Origin of the sequence: Bacillus stercoris, from assembly GCF_029772985.1 — a bacterium.
In the GTDB taxonomy this organism is placed as follows: Bacteria; Bacillota; Bacilli; order Bacillales; family Bacillaceae; genus Bacillus; species Bacillus stercoris.
In genome coordinates this window covers 30001-56984 of sequence record NZ_CP121861.1, presented here as the reverse complement: position 1 = coordinate 56984, position 26984 = coordinate 30001, and the positions used below count along the sequence as shown (strand labels likewise).

General features: G+C 45.9%; 19 protein-coding genes, 8 tRNA genes and 4 rRNA genes (1 of these 31 running past the window's edge). All 31 read left to right on the top strand.

Features of this window, described 5'->3' with window-relative positions; all coding sequences use genetic code 11:
* Positions 1 to 87 precede the first annotated feature (87 nt).
* Positions 88 to 2571: a stage II sporulation protein E gene (spoIIE, locus tag QA442_RS00300; protein ID WP_069150731.1), complete on the top strand. Its 2484-nt coding sequence runs from the start codon at positions 88 to 90 to the stop codon at positions 2569 to 2571.
* Positions 2572 to 2655: 84 nt separating this feature from the next.
* Positions 2656 to 3393, top strand: a complete 738-nt coding sequence (locus QA442_RS00295; RefSeq protein ID WP_003243782.1) for a vWA domain-containing protein — start codon at positions 2656 to 2658, stop codon at positions 3391 to 3393.
* Entirely contained in the window at positions 3359 to 4375 is a 1017-nt protein-coding gene (gene prkT, locus QA442_RS00290; protein ID WP_095432924.1) for a serine/threonine protein kinase PrkT, read from the top strand. Before QA442_RS00295 ends, prkT begins: the two co-directional genes overlap by 35 nt.
* A 103-nt stretch (positions 4376 to 4478) precedes the next feature.
* Positions 4479 to 5897, top strand: coding sequence for a tRNA lysidine(34) synthetase TilS (gene tilS, locus QA442_RS00285; protein WP_095432925.1), 1419 nt, complete (start codon positions 4479 to 4481; stop codon positions 5895 to 5897).
* Positions 5894 to 6436, top strand: coding sequence for a hypoxanthine phosphoribosyltransferase (gene hpt / locus QA442_RS00280; RefSeq protein WP_095432926.1), 543 nt, complete (start codon positions 5894 to 5896; stop codon positions 6434 to 6436). The genes tilS and hpt overlap by 4 nt, the downstream gene beginning before the upstream one ends.
* Before the next feature lie 97 nt (positions 6437 to 6533).
* Positions 6534 to 8447 (top strand): ATP-dependent zinc metalloprotease FtsH, encoded by a 1914-nt coding sequence (ftsH, locus tag QA442_RS00275; RefSeq protein ID WP_014662498.1) that lies wholly within the window; start codon positions 6534 to 6536, stop codon positions 8445 to 8447.
* Positions 8448 to 8639: 192 nt separating this feature from the next.
* Positions 8640 to 9416: a type III pantothenate kinase gene (locus QA442_RS00270; RefSeq protein ID WP_003218395.1), complete on the top strand. Its 777-nt coding sequence runs from the start codon at positions 8640 to 8642 to the stop codon at positions 9414 to 9416.
* Between the two features lie 11 nt (positions 9417 to 9427).
* Positions 9428 to 10303, top strand: coding sequence for a redox-regulated molecular chaperone HslO (gene hslO / locus QA442_RS00265; RefSeq protein WP_014662499.1), 876 nt, complete (start codon positions 9428 to 9430; stop codon positions 10301 to 10303).
* A 46-nt stretch (positions 10304 to 10349) separates the two neighbouring features.
* Positions 10350 to 11243, top strand: a complete 894-nt coding sequence (locus tag QA442_RS00260; protein ID WP_040081053.1) for a peptidyl-prolyl cis-trans isomerase — start codon at positions 10350 to 10352, stop codon at positions 11241 to 11243.
* A 75-nt stretch (positions 11244 to 11318) separates the two neighbouring features.
* The gene (gene cysK / locus QA442_RS00255; protein WP_003218399.1) at positions 11319 to 12245 is read left to right on the top strand and encodes a cysteine synthase A; all 927 of its coding nucleotides are present in this window, start codon (positions 11319 to 11321) and stop codon (positions 12243 to 12245) included.
* A 166-nt stretch (positions 12246 to 12411) separates the two neighbouring features.
* The gene (locus QA442_RS00250; RefSeq protein ID WP_279473401.1) at positions 12412 to 13824 is read left to right on the top strand and encodes an anthranilate synthase component I family protein; all 1413 of its coding nucleotides are present in this window, start codon (positions 12412 to 12414) and stop codon (positions 13822 to 13824) included.
* 13 nt (positions 13825 to 13837) lie between these two features.
* Positions 13838 to 14422 carry an aminodeoxychorismate/anthranilate synthase component II gene (pabA, locus tag QA442_RS00245; protein WP_015715111.1) on the top strand — a complete coding sequence of 195 codons (585 nt, stop codon included), beginning with the start codon at positions 13838 to 13840 and terminating at the stop codon, positions 14420 to 14422.
* A complete protein-coding gene (pabC, locus tag QA442_RS00240; RefSeq protein ID WP_042975667.1) occupies positions 14422 to 15303 on the top strand; it encodes an aminodeoxychorismate lyase in 882 nt (293 codons plus the stop codon). The genes pabA and pabC overlap by 1 nt, the downstream gene beginning before the upstream one ends.
* On the top strand, positions 15285 to 16142 hold the full coding sequence (folP, locus tag QA442_RS00235) for a dihydropteroate synthase (RefSeq protein WP_024571695.1): 858 nt from the start codon (positions 15285 to 15287) through the stop codon (positions 16140 to 16142). The genes pabC and folP overlap by 19 nt, the downstream gene beginning before the upstream one ends.
* Positions 16135 to 16497, top strand: a complete 363-nt coding sequence (folB, locus tag QA442_RS00230; RefSeq protein WP_014478613.1) for a dihydroneopterin aldolase — start codon at positions 16135 to 16137, stop codon at positions 16495 to 16497. The genes folP and folB overlap by 8 nt, the downstream gene beginning before the upstream one ends.
* Entirely contained in the window at positions 16494 to 16997 is a 504-nt protein-coding gene (gene folK / locus QA442_RS00225) for a 2-amino-4-hydroxy-6-hydroxymethyldihydropteridine diphosphokinase (RefSeq protein WP_003226679.1), read from the top strand. Before folB ends, folK begins: the two co-directional genes overlap by 4 nt.
* Positions 16949 to 17158 (top strand): helix-turn-helix domain-containing protein, encoded by a 210-nt coding sequence (locus QA442_RS00220; protein WP_003226678.1) that lies wholly within the window; start codon positions 16949 to 16951, stop codon positions 17156 to 17158. Before folK ends, QA442_RS00220 begins: the two co-directional genes overlap by 49 nt.
* Positions 17159 to 17181: 23 nt before the next feature.
* A complete protein-coding gene (gene dusB / locus QA442_RS00215) occupies positions 17182 to 18183 on the top strand; it encodes a tRNA dihydrouridine synthase DusB (RefSeq protein ID WP_014475588.1) in 1002 nt (333 codons plus the stop codon).
* A 91-nt stretch (positions 18184 to 18274) separates the two neighbouring features.
* Positions 18275 to 19774 carry a lysine--tRNA ligase gene (lysS, locus tag QA442_RS00210; RefSeq protein ID WP_003242743.1) on the top strand — a complete coding sequence of 500 codons (1500 nt, stop codon included), beginning with the start codon at positions 18275 to 18277 and terminating at the stop codon, positions 19772 to 19774.
* Positions 19775 to 20082: 308 nt separating this feature from the next.
* A 16S ribosomal RNA gene (locus tag QA442_RS00205) occupies positions 20083 to 21632 on the top strand.
* A gap of 170 nt (positions 21633 to 21802) precedes the next feature.
* Positions 21803 to 24730 (top strand): 23S ribosomal RNA (locus QA442_RS00200).
* 56 nt (positions 24731 to 24786) lie between these two features.
* Positions 24787 to 24901, top strand: a 5S ribosomal RNA gene (gene rrf / locus QA442_RS00195).
* 22 nt (positions 24902 to 24923) lie between these two features.
* Positions 24924 to 24999, top strand: a tRNA-Val gene (locus QA442_RS00190).
* A 118-nt stretch (positions 25000 to 25117) separates the two neighbouring features.
* A tRNA-Lys gene (locus QA442_RS00185) sits at positions 25118 to 25193 on the top strand.
* A gap of 6 nt (positions 25194 to 25199) precedes the next feature.
* Positions 25200 to 25282 (top strand) — tRNA-Leu (locus tag QA442_RS00180).
* A 40-nt stretch (positions 25283 to 25322) separates the two neighbouring features.
* A tRNA-Gly gene (locus QA442_RS00175) sits at positions 25323 to 25397 on the top strand.
* Positions 25398 to 25411: 14 nt separating this feature from the next.
* A tRNA-Leu gene (locus tag QA442_RS00170) sits at positions 25412 to 25497 on the top strand.
* Positions 25498 to 25506: 9 nt separating this feature from the next.
* Positions 25507 to 25583, top strand: a tRNA-Arg gene (locus QA442_RS00165).
* A 27-nt stretch (positions 25584 to 25610) separates the two neighbouring features.
* Positions 25611 to 25687, top strand: a tRNA-Pro gene (locus tag QA442_RS00160).
* A gap of 7 nt (positions 25688 to 25694) precedes the next feature.
* Positions 25695 to 25770, top strand: a tRNA-Ala gene (locus QA442_RS00155).
* Between the two features lie 173 nt (positions 25771 to 25943).
* Positions 25944 to 26984: ribosomal RNA gene (locus QA442_RS00150) — 16S ribosomal RNA — on the top strand; it runs 509 nt beyond the window's last position.
* Together the 16S, 23S and 5S rRNA genes with 8 tRNA genes alongside form the textbook arrangement of a ribosomal RNA operon.

Here is a 26984-nt window from a genome sequence, read left to right as displayed (position 1 = left end):
GGTATTGTTACCTTCTTTTGACAAAATCCTATCTGTGCATTCGCTATAATGACAGGCAACGAATATAACAGGTGGGAGATGAGAGGAATGGAAAAAGCAGAAAGAAGAGTGAACGGGCCAATGGCGGGACAGGCTTTGGAAAAACTCCAATCGTTTTTTAACAGGGGAACGAAGCTGGTGACCCATCATTTGCATTCACTGTTTTTCTATAAAGGATTCATTTATGTCGTCATCGGATTTTTGCTTGGACGAGCTTTCATATTATCCGAGGTGCTTCCTTTCGCACTTCCTTTCTTTGGAGCGATGCTTCTCATCAGAAGAGACAAAGCGTTTTATGCGGTTTTGGCCGTGCTTGCAGGTGCGCTGACTATATCTCCGAAGCACTCATTGCTCATACTAGCGGCATTGCTGGCATTCTTCGTAATTTCTAAAGTGGCTGCTTTCATTACCGACGATCGCGTAAAAGCACTCCCGATTGTCGTGTTCTTCTCCATGGCTGCAGCAAGAGCCGGGTTTGTTTATGCCCAAAATGGCGCATTTACAACCTATGATTATGTAATGGCTGTCGTTGAGGCTGGACTATCGTTTATCTTAACATTGATTTTCCTTCAGAGCCTTCCAGTTTTCACTGTGAAAAAAGTGAAACAATCATTAAAAATAGAGGAAATCATTTGCTTTATGATCCTGATTGCTTCTGTGTTAACGGGACTGGCCGGCTTGTCCTACCAAGGGATGCAGGCAGAACATATATTGGCTCGCTATGTTGTATTGAGTTTTTCCTTTATTGGCGGAGCAAGCATTGGATGTACGGTTGGCGTCGTGACCGGCCTGATTCTTGGCTTGGCGAATATCGGAAACCTCTATCAAATGAGTCTGCTTGCTTTTTCCGGTTTATTAGGCGGCTTGCTGAAGGAAGGGAAAAAAGCAGGTGCGGCGATCGGCCTGATCGTTGGGTCGCTCCTTATATCTTTATATGGTGAAGGCTCTGCCGGTCTGATGACAACGCTCTATGAGTCACTAATCGCAGTCGGCCTGTTTTTGCTCACACCTCAATCTATTACAAGGAAAGTGGCGAGATATATTCCGGGAACTGTGGAGCATCTTCAAGAGCAGCAGCAATACGCAAGAAAAATCCGAGATGTCACTGCTCAGAAGGTAGACCAGTTCTCCAATGTATTTCACGCGCTGTCTGAAAGCTTTGCAACCTTTTACCAAGCATCAGACGAACAGACAGATGACAGCGAAGTGGATCTGTTTTTAAGCAAAATCACGGAGCATTCCTGTCAGACGTGTTACAAGAAAAACAGGTGCTGGGTACAGAACTTTGATAAAACATATGACTTAATGAAACAAGTTATGCTTGAAACAGAAGAAAAAGAATATGCATCAAACCGAAGGCTGAAAAAAGAGTTTCATCAGCATTGTTCTAAATCAAAGCAGGTTGAAGAGCTGATTGAGGATGAGCTCGCACATCATCATGCCCATTTGACGCTCAAGAAAAAAGTCCAGGACAGCAGGCGTCTTGTTGCCGAACAGCTTTTAGGCGTTTCTGAGGTCATGGCCGACTTTTCTCGGGAAATAAAAAGAGAGCGAGAACAGCACTTTCTGCAGGAAGAGCAAATAATAGAGGCACTTCAGCATTTCGGAATTGAGATTCAGCATGTAGAGATCTATAGCCTTGAACAAGGAAATATCGATATTGAAATGACCATTCCGTTCAGCGGACATGGAGAAAGTGAAAAAATCATTGCCCCTATGCTGTCTGACATTCTGGAAGAACAAATTCTTGTGAAAGCCGAACAGCACTCTCCGCATCCGAATGGATACAGCCATGTCGCCTTTGGGTCAACAAAATCATACAGGGTGTCTACAGGGGCGGCTCACGCTGCGAAGGGCGGCGGCCTTGTCTCCGGCGACAGCTACAGCATGATGGAGCTTGGAGCCAGAAAATATGCTGCGGCAATCAGTGACGGAATGGGCAATGGCGCAAGAGCGCATTTTGAAAGCAATGAAACGATCAAGCTTCTTGAAAAAATCCTTGAATCAGGCATTGATGAAAAAATAGCGATTAAAACCATTAACAGCATACTGTCCCTAAGGACAACTGATGAGATATATTCCACGCTTGACCTGTCTATTATCGATCTTCAAGATGCCAGCTGTAAATTTCTGAAGGTTGGATCGACGCCTAGCTTTATCAAACGGGGTGACCAGGTCATGAAAGTTCAAGCGAGCAATCTGCCAATCGGTATTATTAATGAATTCGATGTGGAGGTTGTGAGTGAACAGCTAAAAGCGGGTGACCTCTTAATTATGATGAGTGATGGCATTTTTGAGGGGCCTAAGCATGTGGAAAATCACGACTTATGGATGAAGCGTAAAATGAAAGGATTAAAAACAAATGACCCGCAGGAGATTGCCGATTTGCTTATGGAAGAAGTCATCCGCACAAGGTCCGGCCAAATTGAGGACGATATGACTGTTGTTGTCGTCCGGATTGATCACAATACACCGAAGTGGGCATCCATTCCTGTTCCGGCAATCTTTCAAAACAAACAAGAAATTTCATAACGCTTTCGTATAAATCAAATTTCTTCTGGCGAAGATGGGAATATATGAATCTGAGAATCCTCGTATTCTCCAGGAGGAATGAATGTGAATAACGGACATTTAAATCAAATTTTGCTGATAACGGATGGCTGCTCGAACCATGGGGAAGACCCGCTTGCAATGGCTGCTTTTGCTAAAGAGCAGGGGATTACGGTAAACGTCATAGGTATAATGGAAGAAAATCAAATTGACCCTGAGGCAATGAAGGAAGTCGAAGGGATTGCACTTGCCGGAGGAGGCGTGCACCAAGTCGTTTATGCATCTCAGCTTTCACAAACTGTTCAAATGGTAACAAAAAAAGCGATGACGCAAACCTTACAAGGTGTCGTCAATCAAGAACTGAAACAGATTCTCGGAAAGAATGTGGAAATGGAAGAGCTTTCTCCGGAAAAACGCGGCGAAGTCATGGAAGTGGTAGACGAGCTAGGAGAAACGGTGCATCTTCAGGTTTTGGTTCTTGTTGATACAAGTGCAAGCATGGCGCCAAAGCTTCCAACAGTAAAAGAGGCGCTGATTGATTTGTCTGTCAGCCTCAATTCCCGAATCGGGAATAACGAATTTGCGATGTGTATATTTCCCGGGAAAAAACAAGAGGTCGAGCTTGTGCTGAACTGGACACCGAAGCTGCAATCTCTTTCCACCCTCTTTGCAAAACTTTCGACAGGGGGCATCACGCCGACAGGTCCGGCGATTCGTGAAGCGACACTGCAATTTGAAAAAATACGCTCAAGAAGGGGCATGCTGGCAGATGATGAACGACGCTTTGACGAGTTTGGCATGTAGCCTAAAGCCTGGTACGACAATCAAAGGCAAGTGGAATGGAAACACTTATACATTGCGTAAACAGCTTGGTAAAGGGGCCAATGGAATTGTGTATTTGGCAGAAGCATCAGATGGACATGTTGCCTTAAAGGTGAGTGATGACAGCCTGTCTATTACTTCTGAAGTGAATGTCTTGAAATCTTTCTCAAAGGCCCAGTCCGTTACGATGGGGCCTTCTTTTTTTGATACGGATGATGCCTATATTCCCAGTGCCAATACGAAAGTTTCATTTTATGCAATGGAATACATAAAAGGGCCGCTGCTTTTGAAGTATGTCAGTGATAAAGGAGCAGAATGGATACCGGTATTAATGATTCAGCTATTATCCAGTTTATCGCTGCTTCACCAGCAAGGATGGATATTCGGCGATCTTAAACCTGATAATCTGATCGTAACTGGCCCGCCCGCAAGGATCCGCTGTATTGATGTGGGCGGCACGACAAAGGAAGGCCGGGCGATAAAAGAGTATACGGAGTTTTATGACAGAGGCTATTGGGGGTATGGAACAAGAAAGGCAGAGCCATCCTACGATTTGTTCGCGGTTGCTATGATTATGATCAACAGTGTGCACAAAAAAGAATTTAAGAAAACAAACCAGCCCAAAGAACAGCTTAGGTCGCTCATTGAAGGTAACCCGTTGCTGCATAAGTATAAAAAAGTGCTTCTTTCAGCCTTGAACGGAGAATATCAATCCGCAGATGAAATGAAGAAGGATATGCTCGACGCGGGGCAAAAAGCAGTACAAAGAAAACAACCTATAAAAACATCACCGCAGCCTGCCGCACGACAGAGGCAGCAAAAACCTCGTCAAGGAAAAGTAGCGAAGACCCGGTACACCCCAAAACAGAAACCGGCTAAGTCTGGGGGGTTATTTGAAACAACGCTCATCGTGATCAGTGTTTTAGCGCTTTATTTCGCCTACATTATCTTTTTCTTAATCTGAATGGCGCAAACTCCAGAGCCTATGCTTCTTCTTTGCTTGGAGGGATTGAAAGTGATAGGATATGAATATCTTTAAAATACCTGCTCATTGTGAGGAGGACATTGTGAAAAGTGTCAAAGATTTTTTAAACAAACACAATCTTACGTTAAAAGGGGCGACAATTATTGTAGGCGTTTCCGGCGGTCCGGACTCAATGGCTCTTCTTCACGCATTGCATACTTTATGCGGCCGTTCAGCAAATATTATTGCAGCTCACGTTGATCATCGGTTCAGAGGCGCGGAATCCGAGGAGGATATGCGTTTTGTCCAAGCTTATTGTAAGGCACAACAGCTCGTGTGTGAAACGGCTCAAATCAATGTAACCGCATATACACAGGAAAAAGGACTCAATAAGCAGGCTGCAGCACGTGATTGCCGCTATCAGTTTTTTGAGGAAATCATGTCAAAGCACCAAGCGGACTATCTGGCGCTTGCTCATCATGGAGATGACCAGGTTGAAACAATGCTTATGAGATTGGCTAAGGGCGCGCTTGGAACGGGGCTTGCGGGAATGCAGCCGGTTAGACGTTTTGGGACGGGGCGGATCATCAGGCCGTTCCTAACGATTACAAAGGAAGAGATCCTTCGCTATTGCCGTGAAAACGGCTTGAGCTACCGGACGGATGAAAGCAACGCCAAAGATGACTACACAAGAAACAGATTCAGAAAAACAGTGCTCCCGTTCTTGAAAAAGGAGTCTCCGGATGTGCATAAAAGGTTTCAAAAAGTGAGTGAAGCACTGACGGAAGATGAGCAATTCTTACAGTCATTAACGAAAGATGAAATGAATAAAGTAATCACAAGCCAGTCTAATACATCAGTTGAAATCAATTCCTCTCAATTGCTTGCCCTCCCGATGCCTTTACAAAGAAGAGGAGTTCAACTAATATTAAACTATCTTTATGAAAACGTTCCATCATCCTTTTCAGCCCATCACATTCAACAGTTTCTTGATTGGGCGGAAAATGGCGGTCCTTCAGGAGTATTGGACTTTCCGAAAGGGCTGAAGGTGGTCAAATCATATCAGACATGTTTGTTTACATTTGAACAATGGCAGTGCAAAAATGTTCCCTTTGAATACCAAATAAGCGGAGCTGCTGATGAAACGGCAGTGCTCCCCAATGGATATCTGATAGAGGCAAAGCATTATACGGATTCGCCTGAAGAACATGGGAATGCTGTTTTTATCACAAGTGAAAAAAAGGTGCAATTTCCCTTAACTATCCGGACAAGAAAAGCTGGAGACCGGATCAAACTAAAAGGGATGAACGGCTCAAAAAAGGTAAAGGATATATTTATTGATAAGAAAATGCCTCTCCAAGAAAGAGACAACTGGCCGATTGTGACGGACGCAAGCGGTGAAATAATCTGGATACCTGGCTTGAAAAAATCAATTTTTGAAGATCTTGTGATTCCAAACAGCGACCGCATTGTATTACAATATAGACAGCATGAAAAGTGTAGGGGGCAAGCAAAATCATGATGAAACATGATATCGAGAAAGTACTGATCTCAGAGGCAGAGATACAAGAGAAAGTAAAAGAGTTAGGCGCAGAATTAACGAGCGAGTATCAAGATACATTTCCGTTGGTAATCGGTGTGTTAAAAGGAGCACTTCCTTTTATGGCGGATCTTATCAAGCATATTGATACATATTTGGAAATGGATTTCATGGATGTATCAAGCTACGGAAATTCTACGGTTTCTTCTGGAGAAGTCAAAATCATTAAAGATTTGGATACATCTGTAGAGGGCCGGGACATCTTAATTATTGAAGATATCATCGACAGTGGGTTAACCTTAAGTTATCTCGTAGAGCTCTTCCGATACCGTAAAGCAAAATCAATTAAGATTGTTACCCTTTTGGATAAACCGAGCGGAAGAAAAGCGGACATCAAAGCAGACTTTGTAGGTTTTGAAGTTCCTGACGCGTTTGTAGTGGGTTACGGACTTGATTATGCTGAGCGCTATCGCAATCTGCCTTATATCGGAGTGTTAAAACCGGCAGTTTATGAAAGCTGATCGGCAGCCTGCTTCCGAGATGGTTATTGTTTGTATTGGAATGATTTTCTATGGTACTATTGAACATAGTTGTGCTTACTGTGGGAGGAGGTAAGGAATGAATCGGGTCTTCCGTAATACCATTTTTTATTTACTTATTTTATTAGTAGTAATCGGGGTTGTGAGCTACTTCCAGACCTCAAATCCGAAAACAGAAAACATGTCGTACAGTACGTTCATCAAAAACCTGGATGACGGGAAAGTTGATAGCGTATCGGTTCAGCCTGTCAGAGGTGTTTATGAGGTAAAAGGGCAGCTGAAAAACTACGACAAAGATCAATACTTTTTGACTCATGTTCCTGAAGGAAAGGGAGCAGACCAGATATTTAACGCTTTGAAAAAAACGGACGTAAAGGTTGATCCCGCTCAAGAAACAAGCGGATGGGTGACATTCCTGACGACCATCATCCCGTTTGTTATTATCTTTATTCTGTTTTTCTTCCTGCTCAATCAGGCTCAAGGCGGCGGCAGCCGTGTCATGAACTTTGGTAAGAGTAAGGCGAAGCTGTATACAGAGGAAAAGAAACGCGTCAAATTTAAAGACGTTGCAGGGGCTGACGAAGAAAAGCAAGAACTCGTTGAAGTTGTTGAGTTTCTGAAAGATCCCCGCAAGTTTGCCGAGCTTGGCGCCAGAATACCGAAAGGCGTGCTTTTAGTCGGACCTCCGGGTACCGGTAAAACATTGCTCGCCAAGGCTTGTGCAGGTGAAGCCGGCGTACCATTCTTCAGCATCAGCGGATCTGATTTCGTTGAAATGTTTGTAGGTGTCGGTGCTTCCCGTGTGCGTGACTTGTTTGAAAATGCGAAAAAGAATGCGCCTTGTTTGATTTTCATTGATGAAATTGACGCAGTGGGACGCCAGCGTGGAGCGGGTCTCGGCGGCGGACACGATGAACGTGAACAGACGCTAAACCAATTGCTTGTTGAAATGGACGGATTCAGCGCTAATGAAGGAATTATCATCATTGCTGCGACGAACCGTGCGGACATCTTGGACCCAGCCTTACTTCGTCCGGGACGTTTTGACCGTCAAATCACAGTGGATCGTCCAGATGTCATTGGCCGTGAAGCTGTATTGAAAGTCCATGCGAGAAACAAACCGCTGGATGAAACGGTTAACCTAAAATCAATTGCCATGAGAACACCAGGCTTCTCAGGCGCTGACTTAGAAAATCTCTTGAATGAAGCTGCGCTTGTGGCGGCTCGTCAAAATAAGAAAAAAATCGATGCGCGTGATATTGACGAAGCGACGGACCGTGTAATTGCCGGACCTGCTAAGAAGAGCCGCGTTATCTCCAAGAAAGAACGCAATATCGTGGCTTATCACGAAGGCGGACACACTGTTATCGGACTCGTTTTAGATGAGGCAGATATGGTTCATAAAGTAACGATTGTACCTCGGGGTCAGGCTGGCGGTTATGCTGTTATGCTGCCAAGAGAAGACCGTTACTTCCAAACGAAGCCGGAGCTACTTGATAAAATTGTCGGCCTCTTGGGCGGACGTGTTGCTGAAGAGATTATCTTCGGTGAAGTCAGCACAGGAGCGCACAATGACTTCCAGCGTGCGACGAATATTGCAAGACGAATGGTTACGGAATTCGGTATGTCAGAAAAACTGGGGCCGTTGCAATTTGGACAGTCTCAGGGCGGTCAGGTATTCTTAGGCCGTGATTTCAACAACGAACAGAACTACAGTGATCAAATCGCTTACGAAATTGATCAGGAAATTCAGCGCATTATCAAAGAGTGCTATGAGCGCGCGAAACAAATCCTGACTGAAAATCGTGACAAGCTTGAATTGATTGCCCAAACGCTTCTGAAAGTTGAAACGCTTGACGCTGAACAAATCAAACACCTTGTCGATCACGGAACATTGCCAGAACGCAATTTCTCTGATGATGAGAAGAATGATGATGTGAAAGTAAACATTCTGACAAAAACAGAAGAAAAGAAAGACGATACGAAAGAATAATTCGCTTTCTCTCTAAAAACTGCCGGCTGACGCTGGCAGTTTTTTTATGTAAATGATGGGCTCAGCTGCGTCTTTTACAATCATCCAATTCTGGTATCGATTTGTTTACAAATGAGCCGCTGATCGTGTATGGTATTGTAGAATGTTTGTAAAAAGTAAAGTAGAGAAACTATTCAAAAGTGGTGATAGAGGTTGTTACTGGTTATCGATGTTGGGAACACCAATACTGTACTTGGTGTATATCATGATGGAAAATTAGAATATCACTGGCGTATAGAAACAAGCAGGCATAAAACAGAAGATGAGTTTGGAATGATTTTACGCTCTTTATTTGAGCATTCCGGGCTTATGTTTGAACAGATAGATGGCATCATTATTTCATCAGTAGTGCCGCCAATCATGTTTGCGTTAGAAAGAATGTGCACAAAATACTTTCATATCGAACCGCAAATTGTCGGTCCGGGCATGAAAACTGGTTTAAATATAAAATACGACAATCCGAAAGAAGTGGGGGCAGACAGAATCGTAAATGCTGTCGCTGCGATACACTTATACGGCAATCCATTAATTGTCGTTGATTTCGGAACGGCCACAACGTACTGCTATATTGATGAAAATAAACAATACATGGGCGGGGCGATTGCTCCTGGGATTACAATTTCGACAGAGGCGCTTTACTCACGTGCAGCGAAGCTACCGCGTATCGAAATTACCCGGCCCGACAATATTATCGGAAAAAACACTGTAAGCGCGATGCAATCTGGAATTTTATTTGGCTATGTCGGCCAAGTGGAAGGAATCGTTAAGCGAATGAAATGGCAGGCAAAACAGGAACCAAAGGTCATTGCGACAGGAGGACTGGCGCCGCTCATTGCAAACGAGTCAGACTGTATTGATATCGTTGATCCATTCCTAACCCTAAAAGGGCTGGAATTGATTTATGAAAGAAACCGCGTAGGAAGTGTATAGGAGGTTTTGTAATGGATTATTTAGTAAAAGCACTTGCGTATGACGGAAAAGTTCGTGCTTATGCAGCGAGAACGACTGATATGGTAAATGAAGGACAGAGACGCCATGGTACGTGGCCGACAGCATCCGCTGCATTAGGGCGCACAATGACAGCTTCACTTATGCTCGGCGCTATGCTGAAGGGCGAAGATAAGCTGACTGTGAAAGTCGAGGGCGGAGGTCCGATTGGAGCTATTGTAGCTGATGCCAATGCCAAAGGAGAAGTCAGAGCCTATGTCTCTAACCCACAAGTTCATTTCGATTTAAATGAACAAGGCAAGCTTGATGTCAGACGTGCGGTTGGAACAAGCGGAACGTTAAGTGTTGTAAAAGATTTAGGTTTGCGTGAGTTCTTCACAGGACAAGTAGAAATCGTTTCAGGAGAATTAGGAGATGATTTTACTTACTATCTTGTGTCATCTGAGCAGGTACCTTCATCAGTGGGTGTAGGTGTGCTTGTCAATCCTGACAATACCATTCTTGCGGCAGGGGGCTTTATTATTCAGCTGATGCCGGGAACAGATGACGAAACCATCACAAAAATTGAACAGCGCCTATCTCAAGTTGAGCCGATTTCTAAGCTCATCCAAAAGGGATTGACACCCGAAGAAATTTTAGAAGAAGTCCTAGGTGAGAAACCAGAGATTTTGGAAACAATGCCTGTCAGATTCCATTGTCCTTGTTCAAAAGAACGGTTCGAAACAGCCATTTTAGGACTAGGCAAAAAAGAAATTCAAGATATGATAGAAGAAGATGGACAAGCCGAAGCAGTATGCCATTTTTGTAATGAAAAGTACTTATTTACAAAAGAAGAGCTGGAAGGGCTTCGTGACCAAACTACCCGCTAAGCTCTTTAGCGGGTTTTTAATTTGAGAAAAGGGGCTGAAAGCAGGTTTGAAATCAAGAACAATCTGGACCATTATTTTAGGGGCGCTGTTGGTTTGCTGTATTGCTGTTGCGTATACGCTGACGAAATCCCAAGCCGGCGCATCGTCATCCGGTGAGTCTATTGCGACTATCGGAGGCAAGAGTGTGACAAGAGAAGAATGGCTGAAAGAAATGGAAGACCAGTATGGGAAGTCAACGCTTGAAGATATGATCAATGTCCGAGTCGTTGAGCAGCTGGCCAAAAAGAACAATCTTAAAGTATCCAAAAGCGAAATTGATCGGGAGTTTTTGCTGATCAAAGCGGTCAATAATTCCTTTTACGAAGATGAACATACGACTGAGAAAGAGTGGAAAGACCAAATTCGTTATAATATCCTCCTTGAACAATTGTTAACAAGGGATATCGACATCTCAAACAAAGAATTGGAATCATTTTATCATAAAAATAAGGAACTATATCAGTTTGATGATTCGTATCGAATTCGGCACATTGTTGTAAAAGATGAAGAAGAAGCGAGAGAAGTCCTGAAAGAACTGAAAGGCGGCTCAAGCTTTGAAGCTGTCGCGGCGGAGAGATCTACTGACAGATATACATCACCATACGGCGGAGATTTAGGTTTTGTCACAGAGGCATCAGACAACATTCCGTCAGCATACATTGAAGAGGCGAAAACACTCAAAACGGATGAATGGTCTCAGGAACCCATCAAGGTCAGCAATGGATATGCCATTATCCAGCTTAAAGAAAAACTAAAAGCAAGAACATTCTCATATGATGAAGTAAAGGACCAGATCAGACGGCAAATCGCAATGGATCAGCTAGGCGATAAAGCGACAGTTAAGACACTTTGGAAAGAAGCCGATGTATCTTGGTTTTATGGGGAAAAAAGTACTAAGTGATTGACAAAAAATTTTGAAATTGATAGATTATATACATAATACCAATACAAATAGTCGGAAATTGAGGTGTCGAGAATGGTACGTGTAGCAAACTCCATTACTGAATTAATTGGGAATACGCCAATCGTTAAATTAAATCGCCTTGCAGATGAAAACAGTGCGGATGTATATCTAAAACTTGAATACATGAACCCTGGAAGCAGTGTAAAAGACCGTATCGGTTTAGCCATGATTGAAGCGGCTGAAAAAGAAGGAAAATTAAAAGCCGGTGATACAATCATTGAACCGACAAGCGGAAATACTGGAATCGGGCTTGCAATGGTTGCTGCTGCTAAAGGATTAAAAGCCATTTTGGTTATGCCTGATACAATGAGCATGGAGCGCCGCAACCTTCTTCGCGCATACGGTGCTGAGCTTGTGCTGACTCCTGGTGCGGAAGGCATGAAAGGTGCCATTAAGAAAGCTGAAGAGCTTGCTGAAAAGCACGGATACTTTGTGCCGCAGCAGTTTAACAACCCTTCTAACCCCGAAATTCACCGCCAAACAACGGGTAAAGAAATCGTTGAGCAATTCGGTGATGACCAGCTTGACGCATTTGTAGCCGGAATCGGAACAGGCGGAACGATTACGGGAGCGGGCGAAGTGCTGAAGGAAGCGTACCCTTCCATTAAGATTTATGCTGTTGAACCGTCAGATTCCCCAGTGCTTTCAGGAGGAAAACCAGGCCCCCACAAAATTCAGGGAATCGGAGCGGGATTCGTGCCGGACATCTTAAACACTGAAGTATATGATGAAATCTTCCCTGTGAAGAATGAAGAAGCATTCGAATATGCCCGCAGAGCTGCACGTGAAGAAGGAATTCTCGGAGGCATCTCATCAGGTGCGGCAATTTATGCTGCTCTTCAAGTAGCAAAAAAACTCGGAAAAGGCAAAAAAGTATTGGCCATCATTCCAAGTAACGGCGAACGTTATCTAAGCACGCCGCTGTACCAATTCGATTAAAAAAAGCCAAAACTCCCGGTTCGCCGGGAGTTTTTTTATATTTCGTGCATCAAATATGCCATGTCTGCGACGAATGTTATTCTTGGAAGAGAAATTCACTTTTTTCACTAACAACATTGCTTTACAATTAAAAACAAGTAAAAAAGAAAATAGAGGAATGATACAAATGGCACAACGCAGACCGGCAGGCAAAAAAATACCTTTTCAAAAAGACTCATTCTTACAACAATTTGAGAAACTTGCGCAATCCCGGAAACATCATGTACTTCTCGAAAGTGCAAGAGGCGGCAGATATAGTATAGCCGGTCTTGATCCAATTGCGACTGTGAAAGGAAAAGACGGAATAACTACAATTAAGCATGGTGATGAGATGCTGTTTAAAGAAGGTGATCCATTACGGGCCTTCCACAGCTGGTTTAAAACACTGGAAACAGAAACGAATCATGAGTTCCCTGACTTTCAAGGCGGGGCAATCGGGTTTCTCAGCTATGATTACGCACGGTACATTGAAAATTTTAAAATGCTCTCATTAGATGATCTAGAAACACCAGATATTTATTTTCTTGTTTTTGATGATATAGCAGTTTATGACCATCAAGAAGAGTCTCTATGGCTGATTACTCATGTTAATGGTTCTGATCAGGAAACAGCGGATGTGAAGCTATCTGAGTTAGAGCAGATGTGGCTGACTGAGCTTCCCGCTGTCTCTTCGCGAGAGATGAACCCTGAAACAGATGGTTCTTTCGCGGCGCCATTTACCGAGGGTGGGTTCTCACAAGCTGTAGAGAAAATCAAACAATACATTGCCAGCGGAGATGTGTTTCAAGTCAATCTATCAATAAGGCAGTCACAGTCACTGTCTGCCCACCCATATCAAATTTACAAAACCTTGAGAGAAGTAAATCCTTCTCCTTATATGGCGTATTTAGAAACACCTGATTTCCAAATCATTTGCGGATCGCCTGAACTGCTTGTCAGCAAAAAGGGCAAGCTATTAGAGACAAGACCGATTGCGGGCACCCGTTCCAGAGGGAAAACAAATGAAGAAGACGAGGCGCTTGCAAACGAATTGATACACAATGAAAAAGAACGCGCGGAACATGTCATGCTGGTTGATCTTGAGCGAAATGATCTGGGAAGAGTATCACGTTACGGGTCTGTGCGCGTAAATGAATTCATGGCAATTGAAAAATACTCGCATGTGATGCACATTGTGTCTAATGTCCAAGGTGAACTGCAGGATGGGTATGATGCTGTAGATATTATTCATGCTGTGTTTCCCGGAGGAACCATTACTGGTGCACCGAAAGTAAGAACGATGGAAATTATAGAAGAACTTGAGCCGACACGCCGAGGGCTTTATACTGGATCTATAGGATGGTTTGGATATAATCACGATCTGCAGTTTAATATCGTCATTCGAACCATTTATGCAACCGGAGGGCAGGCATTTATGCAGTCCGGCGCAGGAGTTGTGATTGATTCTGTTCCGAAGCACGAATACAAGGAATCATTCAAAAAAGCTTTTGCGATGCAAAGAGCATTAGAGCTGAGCAAAGAAGAGACAAAAATTAGATGAGGTGAGCGGAGAAATGATTTTAATGATTGATAACTACGATTCATTCACGTACAACTTGGTACAGTATTTGGGCGAGCTTGGGGAAGAGCTGGTTGTGAAACGCAATGACAGCATCACAATCGAAGAAATTGAAGAACTGTCTCCGGACTTTCTGATGATATCTCCCGGACCGTGCAGCCCTGATGAGGCGGGAATCAGCCTCGAAGCAATTAAACATTTCGCAGGGAAAATTCCTATTTTCGGTGTATGTCTCGGACATCAGTCCATCGCACAAGTGTTCGGTGGTGATGTTGTTAGGGCAGAACGGCTTATGCACGGGAAAACCTCGGATATCGAGCATGACGGCAAAACCATTTTTGAAGGGTTGAAAAACCCCCTTGTTGCGACGCGATACCACTCGCTGATCGTAAAACCTGAGACGCTGCCAAACTGTTTTACAGTAACAGCACAAACGAAAGAAGGAGAAATCATGGCTATTCGCCACAATGACCTCCCGATAGAGGGCGTGCAATTTCACCCAGAGTCTATTATGACCTCCTTTGGGAAAGAAATGCTCAGAAATTTTATTGAGACATATCGCAAGGAAGTTATTGCGTGATGATATATGTGAACGGCCGGTATATGGAGGAGAAAGATGCAGTTCTTTCTCCTTTTGACCATGGGTTTTTATATGGGATCGGTGTTTTCGAAACCTTCAGGCTCTACGAAGGCTGCCCGTTTTTGCTTGATTGGCATATAGAAAGGCTTGAACGCGCGCTTAAGGATCTGCAAATCGAATATACTGTTTCAAAGCATGAGATCCTTGAGATACTGGACAAGCTGCTTAAGCTAAATGATATCAAGGATGGCAATGCCCGCGTCAGACTGAACATATCAGCGGGGATCAGCGATAAAGGCTTTGTCGCCCAGACGTACGATAAGCCGACCGTTTTATGCTTTGTGAATCAGCTGAAACCAGAAAGCCTTCCTTTGCAAAAAGAAGGAAAGGTTTTATCGATACGGAGAAACACTCCAGAGGGATCGTTCCGGTTAAAATCTCATCATTATCTAAATAATATGTATGCGAAACGGGAAATTGGAAATGATCCGCGTGTCGAGGGAATTTTCTTAACGGAGGATGGAGCTGTTGCAGAGGGTATCATATCTAATGTCTTTTGGAGAAAAGGTCGTTGTATCTATACGCCATCGCTTGATACTGGTATTCTGGACGGCGTCACGAGACGTTTTATCATAGAAAATGCAAAGGATATCGGCCTGGAGCTCAAAACGGGCCGATATGAGCTAGAAGCTCTCTTGACAGCTGACGAAGCGTGGATGACGAACTCGGTTCTTGAAATCATCCCGTTTACTAAAATAGAAGAAGTAAACTATGGAAGCCAAAGCGGAGAAGCAACCTCCGCTCTTCAATTGTTATACAAAAAAGAAATAAAGAACATGATGTATGAAAAGGGAGGAAGAGCATGGCGCAGCACACAATAGATCAAACACAAGTAATCCACACTAAGCCCAGCGCTTTATCATATAAAGAGAAGACGCTGGTGATGGGAATTTTAAACGTAACGCCTGACTCTTTCTCGGACGGTGGAAAATATGACAGCTTGGACAAGGCGCTGCTGCACGCGAAAGAGATGATCGATGATGGTGCCCATATCATTGATATCGGAGGGGAATCGACAAGGCCTGGCGCTGAGTGCGTATCTGAGGATGAGGAGATGTCCAGAGTCATTCCGGTGATTGAGCGGATTACGAAAGAGCTTGGTGTTCCTATTTCTGTAGATACGTACAAGGCTTCTGTCGCAGATGAAGCAGTGAAAGCCGGCGCATCCATTATCAATGATATTTGGGGAGCCAAACATGATCCGAAGATGGCTTCCGTTGCAGCTGAACATAATGTTCCAATTGTTCTCATGCATAACCGCCCTGAAAGAAACTACAATGACTTATTGCCGGATATGCTGACGGACTTAATGGAGAGTGTAAAAATTGCTGTTGAGGCCGGAGTAGACGAGAAGAACATTATTCTTGATCCCGGTATCGGTTTCGCGAAAACCTATCACGATAACTTGGCAGTGATGAACAAACTAGAGATTTTCAGCGGGCTGGGATATCCGGTTCTTCTGGCAACCTCCCGAAAAAGATTCATCGGACGTGTTCTGGATCTTCCGCCTGAGGAGCGGGCTGAGGGCACAGGCGCGACTGTGTGTCTCGGCATTCAAAAAGGCTGTGACATTGTCAGGGTCCATGATGTAAAACAAATTGCCAGAATGGCGAAAATGATGGACGCGATGCTGAATAAGGGAGGGGTGCACCATGGATAAAGTTTATGTAGAAGGTATGGAGTTTTACGGATATCACGGTGTGTTCAAAGAAGAAAACAAACTTGGCCAGCGGTTTAAAGTCGATTTAACCGCTGAGCTGGATTTAAGCAAAGCTGGACAAACAGACGACCTTGAGCAAACGATCAACTATGCTGAACTCTATCACGTATGTAAAGATATCGTGGAAGGGGAGCCTGTAAAATTGGTGGAAACGCTGGCAGAACGTATTGCTGGCACTGTTCTCGAAAAATTTCAGCCTGTTCAGCAATGTACGGTAAAAGTGATTAAGCCAGACCCGCCAATTCCCGGACACTATAAATCAGTAGCAATTGAAATTACGAGAAAAAAGTCATGAACAACATAGCTTATATTGCACTTGGATCTAATATTGGAGATAGAGAAACGTATTTAAGGCAAGCAGTGGCTTCACTGCATCAGCATGCTGCGGTGACAGTCACTAAAGTGTCGTCTATTTACGAAACTGACCCGGTCGGATACGAAGATCAAGCTCAATTTTTGAATATGGCTGTTGAAATCAAGACATCATTGAACCCTTTTGAACTCCTTGAACTGACGCAGCAGATAGAAAATGAATTAGGCAGAACAAGGGAAGTAAGATGGGGGCCGCGGACGGCAGACCTTGACATTTTGTTATTTAATCGTGAAAATATTGAAACAGAGCAACTAATTGTTCCGCATCCGAGAATGTATGAGCGTTTGTTTGTCCTTGCGCCGCTTGCGGAAATTTGCCAGCAGGTTGAAAAAGAGGCTACAAGCGCCGAAACAGACCAAGAAGGTGTAAGAGTATGGAAGCAGAAATCTGGGGTAGACGAATTCGTGCATTCAGAAAGCTGAAAGGTTATACTCAAGAAGGATTTGCAAAAGCATTAGGTATATCAGTTTCTATTCTCGGCGAAATTGAACGCGGAAACCGATTGCCGTCAGCTGCCATCATTCAAGATGCAGCAGATGTTTTAAATATAAGTGCGGACGAATTGGCGCCGCCAGAAAAATAGAACAAATGAAAGGAGGAGAAAAATTGTTCAAAATCGGAGATATTCAATTGAAAAACCGGGTTGTGCTCGCACCTATGGCTGGTGTCTGCAACTCTGCGTTCAGATTGACTGTAAAGGAATTCGGAGCCGGATTGGTATGCGCTGAAATGGTCAGTGACAAAGCGATCCTTTACAACAATGCAAGAACAATGGGTATGCTTTATATCGATGAACGTGAGAAACCACTCAGCCTTCAAATTTTCGGAGGAAAAAAGGAAACCCTTGTGGAAGCGGCGAAGTTTGTAGACCAAAACACAACTGCTGATATCATTGACATTAACATGGGATGTCCCGTGCCGAAGATTACAAAATGCGATGCGGGAGCCAAATGGCTTCTCGATCCTGATAAGATTTACGAAATGGTTTCTGCAGTAGTGGATGCTGTTAATAAGCCAGTTACAGTGAAAATGAGAATGGGTTGGGATGAAGACCACATTTTCGCAGTGAAAAATGCACAGGCTGTAGAACGTGCGGGCGGTAAAGCAGTTGCGCTTCACGGCCGTACGAGAGTGCAGATGTACGAAGGAACGGCAAACTGGGATATCATCAAAGAAGTAAAACAATCAGTATCGATTCCGGTTATCGGAAACGGCGATGTTAAGACACCGCAGGATGCTAAGCGTATGCTCGATGAGACAGGAGTAGACGGGGTCATGATCGGACGCGCTGCATTGGGCAATCCGTGGATGATTTACCGTACGGTTCAGTATCTTGAAACAGGTGAATTAAAAGAAGAGCCGCAAGTACGCGAAAAAATGGCCGTATGCAAACTGCATCTTGACCGCCTGATTGACTTAAAAGGTGAAAACGTAGCGGTAAGAGAAATGAGAAAGCATGCTGCATGGTATCTGAAAGGCGTGAAAGGCAATGCGAACGTTCGTAATGAAATCAATCATTGCGAGACGAGAGAAGAGTTTGTACAGCTTTTAGATGCGTTTACGGTTGAAGTTGAGGCAAAAGAGCTTCAAAATGCAAAAGTAGGATAATACTCACCTCTATTTGCTGCTCACTGCTAGTTTTACGCTGGCAGTTTTTCTGCTTTTTTCATGAAACAATATCTGTAATGGAGTGATAACAATGAGTCAAGAAGAGCATAACCATGAAGAATTGAATGATCAGCTGCAAGTCAGACGCGATAAAATGAATCAGCTGAGAGATAACGGCATCGATCCATTCGGCGCACGTTTTGAAAGAACTCATCAGTCTCAAGAAGTTATTTCGGCATATCAAGATCTAACCAAAGAAGAGTTAGAAGAAAAAGCGATTGAAGTTACAATCGCAGGCCGCATGATGACAAAACGCGGCAAAGGAAAAGCCGGCTTTGCCCATCTTCAGGATTTAGAAGGCCAAATCCAAATCTACGTAAGAAAAGACAGTGTCGGTGACGACCAATATGAAATCTTCAAGTCTTCTGACCTCGGTGATCTTATCGGCGTAACCGGAAAAGTCTTCAAAACAAATGTAGGCGAATTGTCTGTTAAAGCAACTTCCTTTGAATTGCTGACAAAAGCGCTTCGTCCGCTTCCTGACAAATACCATGGTTTAAAAGACGTTGAGCAGCGCTACCGTCAGCGCTACCTGGATCTTATCGTAAACCCAGACAGCAAACATACGTTCATTACACGAAGCAAGATCATTCAAGCTATGAGAAGATACCTTGATGATCATGGATACTTAGAAGTAGAAACACCTACAATGCACAGCATTCCTGGGGGAGCTTCTGCACGTCCGTTTATCACTCACCACAACGCGTTAGACATTCCACTCTATATGCGTATTGCTATCGAACTGCACCTAAAACGTCTAATTGTCGGCGGTTTAGAAAAAGTATATGAAATCGGCCGTGTTTTCCGTAACGAAGGAGTCTCTACACGCCATAACCCTGAATTTACAATGATTGAGTTATATGAAGCATATGCGGACTATAAAGATATCATGAGCTTAACTGAAAACCTTGTCGCTCATATCGCCCAAGAAGTGCTTGGCACAACTACGATTCAATACGGGGAAGAGCAAATCGACCTTAAACCGGAGTGGAAAAGAATCCATATGGTTGACGCAGTCAAAGAAGCGACTGGCGTTGATTTCTGGGAAGAGGTTACTGTTGAGCAGGCGCGTGAATATGCAAAAGAACATGAAGTAGAAATTAAAGACTCTATGACAGTAGGCCATATCATCAACGAATTCTTCGAACAAAAAATTGAAGAAACGCTTATTCAGCCAACGTTTATTTACGGGCATCCTGTAGAAATTTCTCCTCTTGCTAAGAAAAACCCTGAGGACCCGCGTTTTACAGACCGTTTTGAGCTGTTTATCGTTGGCCGTGAACATGCCAACGCGTTTACAGAGCTGAATGATCCTATTGATCAAAGAGAACGCTTTGAAGCGCAATTAAAAGAGCGTGAAGCCGGTAATGATGAAGCTCATCTAATGGATGAAGACTTTGTTGAAGCTCTGGAATACGGTATGCCGCCAACAGGAGGTTTAGGCATCGGTATCGACCGTCTGGTTATGCTGCTGACGAATGCCCCTTCTATTCGCGATGTGCTGTTATTCCCGCAAATGAGACAACGCTAATAAAGAAGAGCGGTATTCTCCATATAGAAAGGATGCCGCTCTTTTTAAATTCCTTAGTATTTCTTCAAAAAAACTATTGCACTATTATTTACTAGGTGGTATATTATTATTCGTTGCCGCTAAACAAGGCGATAACGAAAAAATAACTTAAAAAAAGTTATTGACTTCACTGGGTCAACGAGTTATAATAATAAAGTCGCTTGAACGAAGTGAACAAAATGATCTTTGAAAACTAAACAAGACAAAACGTACCTGTTAATTCAGTTTTTAAAAATCGCACAGCGATGTGCGTAGTCAGTCAAACTACTTTATCGGAGAGTTTGATCCTGGCTCAGGACGAACGCTGGCGGCGTGCCTAATACATGCAAGTCGAGCGGACAGATGGGAGCTTGCTCCCTGATGTTAGCGGCGGACGGGTGAGTAACACGTGGGTAACCTGCCTGTAAGACTGGGATAACTCCGGGAAACCGGGGCTAATACCGGATGGTTGTTTGAACCGCATGGTTCAAACATAAAAGGTGGCTTCGGCTACCACTTACAGATGGACCCGCGGCGCATTAGCTAGTTGGTGAGGTAATGGCTCACCAAGGCAACGATGCGTAGCCGACCTGAGAGGGTGATCGGCCACACTGGGACTGAGACACGGCCCAGACTCCTACGGGAGGCAGCAGTAGGGAATCTTCCGCAATGGACGAAAGTCTGACGGAGCAACGCCGCGTGAGTGATGAAGGTTTTCGGATCGTAAAGCTCTGTTGTTAGGGAAGAACAAGTACCGTTCGAATAGGGCGGTACCTTGACGGTACCTAACCAGAAAGCCACGGCTAACTACGTGCCAGCAGCCGCGGTAATACGTAGGTGGCAAGCGTTGTCCGGAATTATTGGGCGTAAAGGGCTCGCAGGCGGTTTCTTAAGTCTGATGTGAAAGCCCCCGGCTCAACCGGGGAGGGTCATTGGAAACTGGGGAACTTGAGTGCAGAAGAGGAGAGTGGAATTCCACGTGTAGCGGTGAAATGCGTAGAGATGTGGAGGAACACCAGTGGCGAAGGCGACTCTCTGGTCTGTAACTGACGCTGAGGAGCGAAAGCGTGGGGAGCGAACAGGATTAGATACCCTGGTAGTCCACGCCGTAAACGATGAGTGCTAAGTGTTAGGGGTTTCCGCCCCTTAGTGCTGCAGCTAACGCATTAAGCACTCCGCCTGGGGAGTACGGTCGCAAGACTGAAACTCAAAGGAATTGACGGGGGCCCGCACAAGCGGTGGAGCATGTGGTTTAATTCGAAGCAACGCGAAGAACCTTACCAGGTCTTGACATCCTCTGACAATCCTAGAGATAGGACGTCCCCTTCGGGGGCAGAGTGACAGGTGGTGCATGGTTGTCGTCAGCTCGTGTCGTGAGATGTTGGGTTAAGTCCCGCAACGAGCGCAACCCTTGATCTTAGTTGCCAGCATTCAGTTGGGCACTCTAAGGTGACTGCTTAGTGACAAACCGGAGGAAGGTGGGGATGACGTCAAATCATCATGCCCCTTATGACCTGGGCTACACACGTGCTACAATGGACAGAACAAAGGGCAGCGAAACCGCGAGGTTAAGCCAATCCCACAAATCTGTTCTCAGTTCGGATCGCAGTCTGCAACTCGACTGCGTGAAGCTGGAATCGCTAGTAATCGCGGATCAGCATGCCGCGGTGAATACGTTCCCGGGCCTTGTACACACCGCCCGTCACACCACGAGAGTTTGTAACACCCGAAGTCGGTGAGGTAACCTTTTAGGAGCCAGCCGCCGAAGGTGGGACAGATGATTGGGGTGAAGTCGTAACAAGGTAGCCGTATCGGAAGGTGCGGCTGGATCACCTCCTTTCTAAGGATATTATACGGAATATAAGACCTTGGGTCTTATAAACAGAACGTTCCCTGTCTTGTTTAGTTTTGAAGGATCATTCCTTCGAAACGTGTTCTTTGAAAACTAGATAACAGTAGACATCACATTCAATTAGTAACACAAGATATCACATAGTGATTCTTTTTAACGGTTAAGTTAGAAAGGGCGCACGGTGGATGCCTTGGCACTAGGAGCCGATGAAGGACGGGACGAACACCGATATGCTTCGGGGAGCTGTAAGCAAGCTTTGATCCGGAGATTTCCGAATGGGGAAACCCACCACTCGTAATGGAGTGGTATCCATATCTGAATTCATAGGATATGAGAAGGCAGACCCGGGGAACTGAAACATCTAAGTACCCGGAGGAAGAGAAAGCAAATGCGATTCCCTGAGTAGCGGCGAGCGAAACGGGATTAGCCCAAACCAAGAGGCTTGCCTCTTGGGGTTGTAGGACACTCTGTACGGAGTTACAAAGGAACGAGGTAGATGAAGAGGTCTGGAAAGGCCCGCCATAGGAGGTAACAGCCCTGTAGTCAAAACTTCGTTCTCTCCTGAGTGGATCCTGAGTACGGCGGAACACGTGAAATTCCGTCGGAATCCGGGAGGACCATCTCCCAAGGCTAAATACTCCCTAGTGACCGATAGTGAACCAGTACCGTGAGGGAAAGGTGAAAAGCACCCCGGAAGGGGAGTGAAAGAGATCCTGAAACCGTGTGCCTACAAGTAGTCAGAGCCCGTTAACGGGTGATGGCGTGCCTTTTGTAGAATGAACCGGCGAGTTACGATCCCGTGCAAGGTTAAGCAGAAGATGCGGAGCCGCAGCGAAAGCGAGTCTGAATAGGGCGCATGAGTACGTGGTCGTAGACCCGAAACCAGGTGATCTACCCATGTCCAGGGTGAAGTTCAGGTAACACTGAATGGAGGCCCGAACCCACGCACGTTGAAAAGTGCGGGGATGAGGTGTGGGTAGGGGTGAAATGCCAATCGAACCTGGAGATAGCTGGTTCTCTCCGAAATAGCTTTAGGGCTAGCCTCAAGGTAAGAGTCTTGGAGGTAGAGCACTGATTGGACTAGGGGCCCCTACCGGGTTACCGAATTCAGTCAAACTCCGAATGCCAATGACTTATCCTTGGGAGTCAGACTGCGAGTGATAAGATCCGTAGTCGAAAGGGAAACAGCCCAGACCGCCAGCTAAGGTCCCAAAGTATACGTTAAGTGGAAAAGGATGTGGAGTTGCTTAGACAACCAGGATGTTGGCTTAGAAGCAGCCACCATTTAAAGAGTGCGTAATAGCTCACTGGTCGAGTGACTCTGCGCCGAAAATGTACCGGGGCTAAACGTATCACCGAAGCTGCGGACTGTTCTTCGAACAGTGGTAGGAGAGCGTTCTAAGGGCTGTGAAGCCAGACCGGAAGGACTGGTGGAGCGCTTAGAAGTGAGAATGCTTGTATGAGTAGCGAAAGAGGGGTGAGAATCCCCTCCACCGAATGCCTAAGGTTTCCTGAGGAAGGCTCGTCCGCTCAGGGTTAGTCGGGACCTAAGCCGAGGCCGAAAGGCGTAGGCGATGGACAACAGGTTGATATTCCTGTACCACCTCCTCACCATTTGAGCAATGGGGGGACGCAGGAGGATAGGGTAAGCGCGGTATTGGATATCCGCGTCCAAGCAGTTAGGCTGGGAAATAGGCAAATCCGTTTCCCATAAGGCTGAGCTGTGATGGCGAGCGAAATATAGTAGCGAAGTTCCTGATTCCACACTGCCAAGAAAAGCCTCTAGCGAGGTGAGAGGTGCCCGTACCGCAAACCGACACAGGTAGGCGAGGAGAGAATCCTAAGGTGATCGAGAGAACTCTCGTTAAGGAACTCGGCAAAATGACCCCGTAACTTCGGGAGAAGGGGTGCTCTGTTAGGGTGCAAGCCCGAGAGAGCCGCAGTGAATAGGCCCAGGCGACTGTTTAGCAAAAACACAGGTCTCTGCGAAGCCGTAAGGCGAAGTATAGGGGCTGACGCCTGCCCGGTGCTGGAAGGTTAAGAGGAGCGCTTAGCGTAAGCGAAGGTGCGAATTGAAGCCCCAGTAAACGGCGGCCGTAACTATAACGGTCCTAAGGTAGCGAAATTCCTTGTCGGGTAAGTTCCGACCCGCACGAAAGGCGCAACGATCTGGGCACTGTCTCAACGAGAGACTCGGTGAAATTATAGTACCTGTGAAGATGCAGGTTACCCGCGACAGGACGGAAAGACCCCGTGGAGCTTTACTGCAGCCTGATATTGAATGTTGGTACAGCTTGTACAGGATAGGTAGGAGCCTTGGAAACCGGAGCGCCAGCTTCGGTGGAGGCATCGGTGGGATACTACCCTGGCTGTATTGACCTTCTAACCCGCCGCCCTTATCGGGCGGGGAGACAGTGTCAGGTGGGCAGTTTGACTGGGGCGGTCGCCTCCTAAAAGGTAACGGAGGCGCCCAAAGGTTCCCTCAGAATGGTTGGAAATCATTCGCAGAGTGTAAAGGCACAAGGGAGCTTGACTGCGAGACCTACAAGTCGAGCAGGGACGAAAGTCGGGCTTAGTGATCCGGTGGTTCCGCATGGAAGGGCCATCGCTCAACGGATAAAAGCTACCCCGGGGATAACAGGCTTATCTCCCCCAAGAGTCCACATCGACGGGGAGGTTTGGCACCTCGATGTCGGCTCATCGCATCCTGGGGCTGTAGTCGGTCCCAAGGGTTGGGCTGTTCGCCCATTAAAGCGGTACGCGAGCTGGGTTCAGAACGTCGTGAGACAGTTCGGTCCCTATCCGTCGCGGGCGCAGGAAATTTGAGAGGAGCTGTCCTTAGTACGAGAGGACCGGGATGGACGCACCGCTGGTGTACCAGTTGTTCTGCCAAGGGCATCGCTGGGTAGCTATGTGCGGACGGGATAAGTGCTGAAAGCATCTAAGCATGAAGCCCCCCTCAAGATGAGATTTCCCATTCCGCAAGGAAGTAAGATCCCTGAAAGATGATCAGGTTGATAGGTCTGAGGTGGAAGTGTGGCGACACATGGAGCTGACAGATACTAATCGATCGAGGACTTAACCACACATTTTGAATGATGTCACACCTGTTATCTAGTTTTGAGAGAACACTCTCAATTTGTTTGGTGGCGATAGCGAAGAGGTCACACCCGTTCCCATACCGAACACGGAAGTTAAGCTCTTCAGCGCCGATGGTAGTCGGGGGTTTCCCCTGTGAGAGTAGGACGCCGCCAAGCAATTGCACGTTAGTGCAATTATGGAGGATTAGCTCAGCTGGGAGAGCATCTGCCTTACAAGCAGAGGGTCGGCGGTTCGAGCCCGTCATCCTCCACCATTTTGCTTAGTGTAGCTCAATTGGTAGAGCAACTGACTTGTAATCAGTAGGTTGGGGGTTCAAGTCCTCTTGCCGGCACCACTTTTATATGATATAATACTCAAGTCTCTTGTAAGAAGAGCCATTAGCTCAGTTGGTAGAGCATCTGACTTTTAATCAGAGGGTCGAAGGTTCGAGTCCTTCATGGCTCACCATTTTACGCGGGTGTGGCGGAATTGGCAGACGCGCTAGACTTAGGATCTAGTGTCTTTATGACGTGGGGGTTCAAGTCCCTTCACCCGCATTATATAGGATAACAGTTAGAAAAACTGGACATCCTGTCTGCGGAAGTAGTTCAGTGGTAGAACACCACCTTGCCAAGGTGGGGGTCGCGGGTTCGAATCCCGTCTTCCGCTCCAACTATACCATCCACGCCGGGGTGGTGGAATTGGCAGACACACAGGACTTAAAATCCTGCGGTAGGTGACTACCGTGCCGGTTCAAGTCCGGCCCTCGGCATTATTTATTGCGCCCGTAGCTCAATTGGATAGAGCGTTTGACTACGGATCAAAAGGTTAGGGGTTCGACTCCTCTCGGGCGCGCCATATCTTTTAATAGAATAGATAGGAAATCGGGAAGTAGCTCAGCTTGGTAGAGCACATGGTTTGGGACCATGGGGTCGCAGGTTCGAATCCTGTCTTCCCGACCATTTTCATGGGGCCTTAGCTCAGCTGGGAGAGCGCCTGCTTTGCACGCAGGAGGTCAGCGGTTCGATCCCGCTAGGCTCCACCAAAAGTTTTTTGAAAAAGTTGTTGACTTTGAAGAAGCGACATTGTATACTAATAAAGTTGCTTTAACAAAGCAGACAAACAAAATGATCTTTGAAAACTAAACAAGACAAAACGTACCTGTTAATTCATTTTTTTATAAATCGCACAGCGATGTGCGTAGTCAGTCAAACTACTTTATCGGAGAGTTTGATCCTGGCTCAGGACGAACGCTGGCGGCGTGCCTAATACATGCAAGTCGAGCGGACAGATGGGAGCTTGCTCCCTGATGTTAGCGGCGGACGGGTGAGTAACACGTGGGTAACCTGCCTGTAAGACTGGGATAACTCCGGGAAACCGGGGCTAATACCGGATGCTTGTTTGAACCGCATGGTTCAAACATAAAAGGTGGCTTCGGCTACCACTTACAGATGGACCCGCGGCGCATTAGCTAGTTGGTGAGGTAATGGCTCACCAAGGCGACGATGCGTAGCCGACCTGAGAGGGTGATCGGCCACACTGGGACTGAGACACGGCCCAGACTCCTACGGGAGGCAGCAGTAGGGAATCTTCCGCAATGGACGAAAGTCTGACGGAGCAACGCCGCGTGAGTGATGAAGGTTTTCGGATCGTAAAGCTCTGTTGTTAGGGAAGAACAAGTACCGTTCAAATAGGGCGGTACCTTGACGGTACCTAACCAGAAAGCCACGGCTAACTACGTGCCAGCAGCCGCGGTAATACGTAGGTGGCAAGCGTTGTCCGGAATTATTGGGCGTAAAGGGCTCGCAGGCGGTTTCTTAAGTCTGATGTGAAAGCCCCCGGCTCAACCGGGGAGGGTCATTGGAAACTGGGAAACTTGAGTGCAGAAGAGGAGAGTGGAATTCCACGTGTAGCGGTGAAATGCGTAGAGATGTGGAGGAACACCAGTGGCGAAGGCGACTCTCTGGTCTGTAACTGACGCTGAGGAGCGAAAGCGTGGGGAGCGAACAGGATTAGATACCCTGGTAGTCCACGCCGTAAACGATGAGTGCTAAGTGTTAGGGGGTTTCCGCCCTTTAGTGCTGCAGCTAACGCATTAAGCACTCCGCCTGGGGAGTACGGTCGCAAGACTGAAACTCAAAGGAATTGACGGGGGCCCGCACAAGCGGTGGAGCATGTGGTTTAATTCGAAGCAACGCGAAGAACCTTACCAGGTCTTGACATCCTCTGACAATCCTAGAGATAGGACGTCCCCTTCGG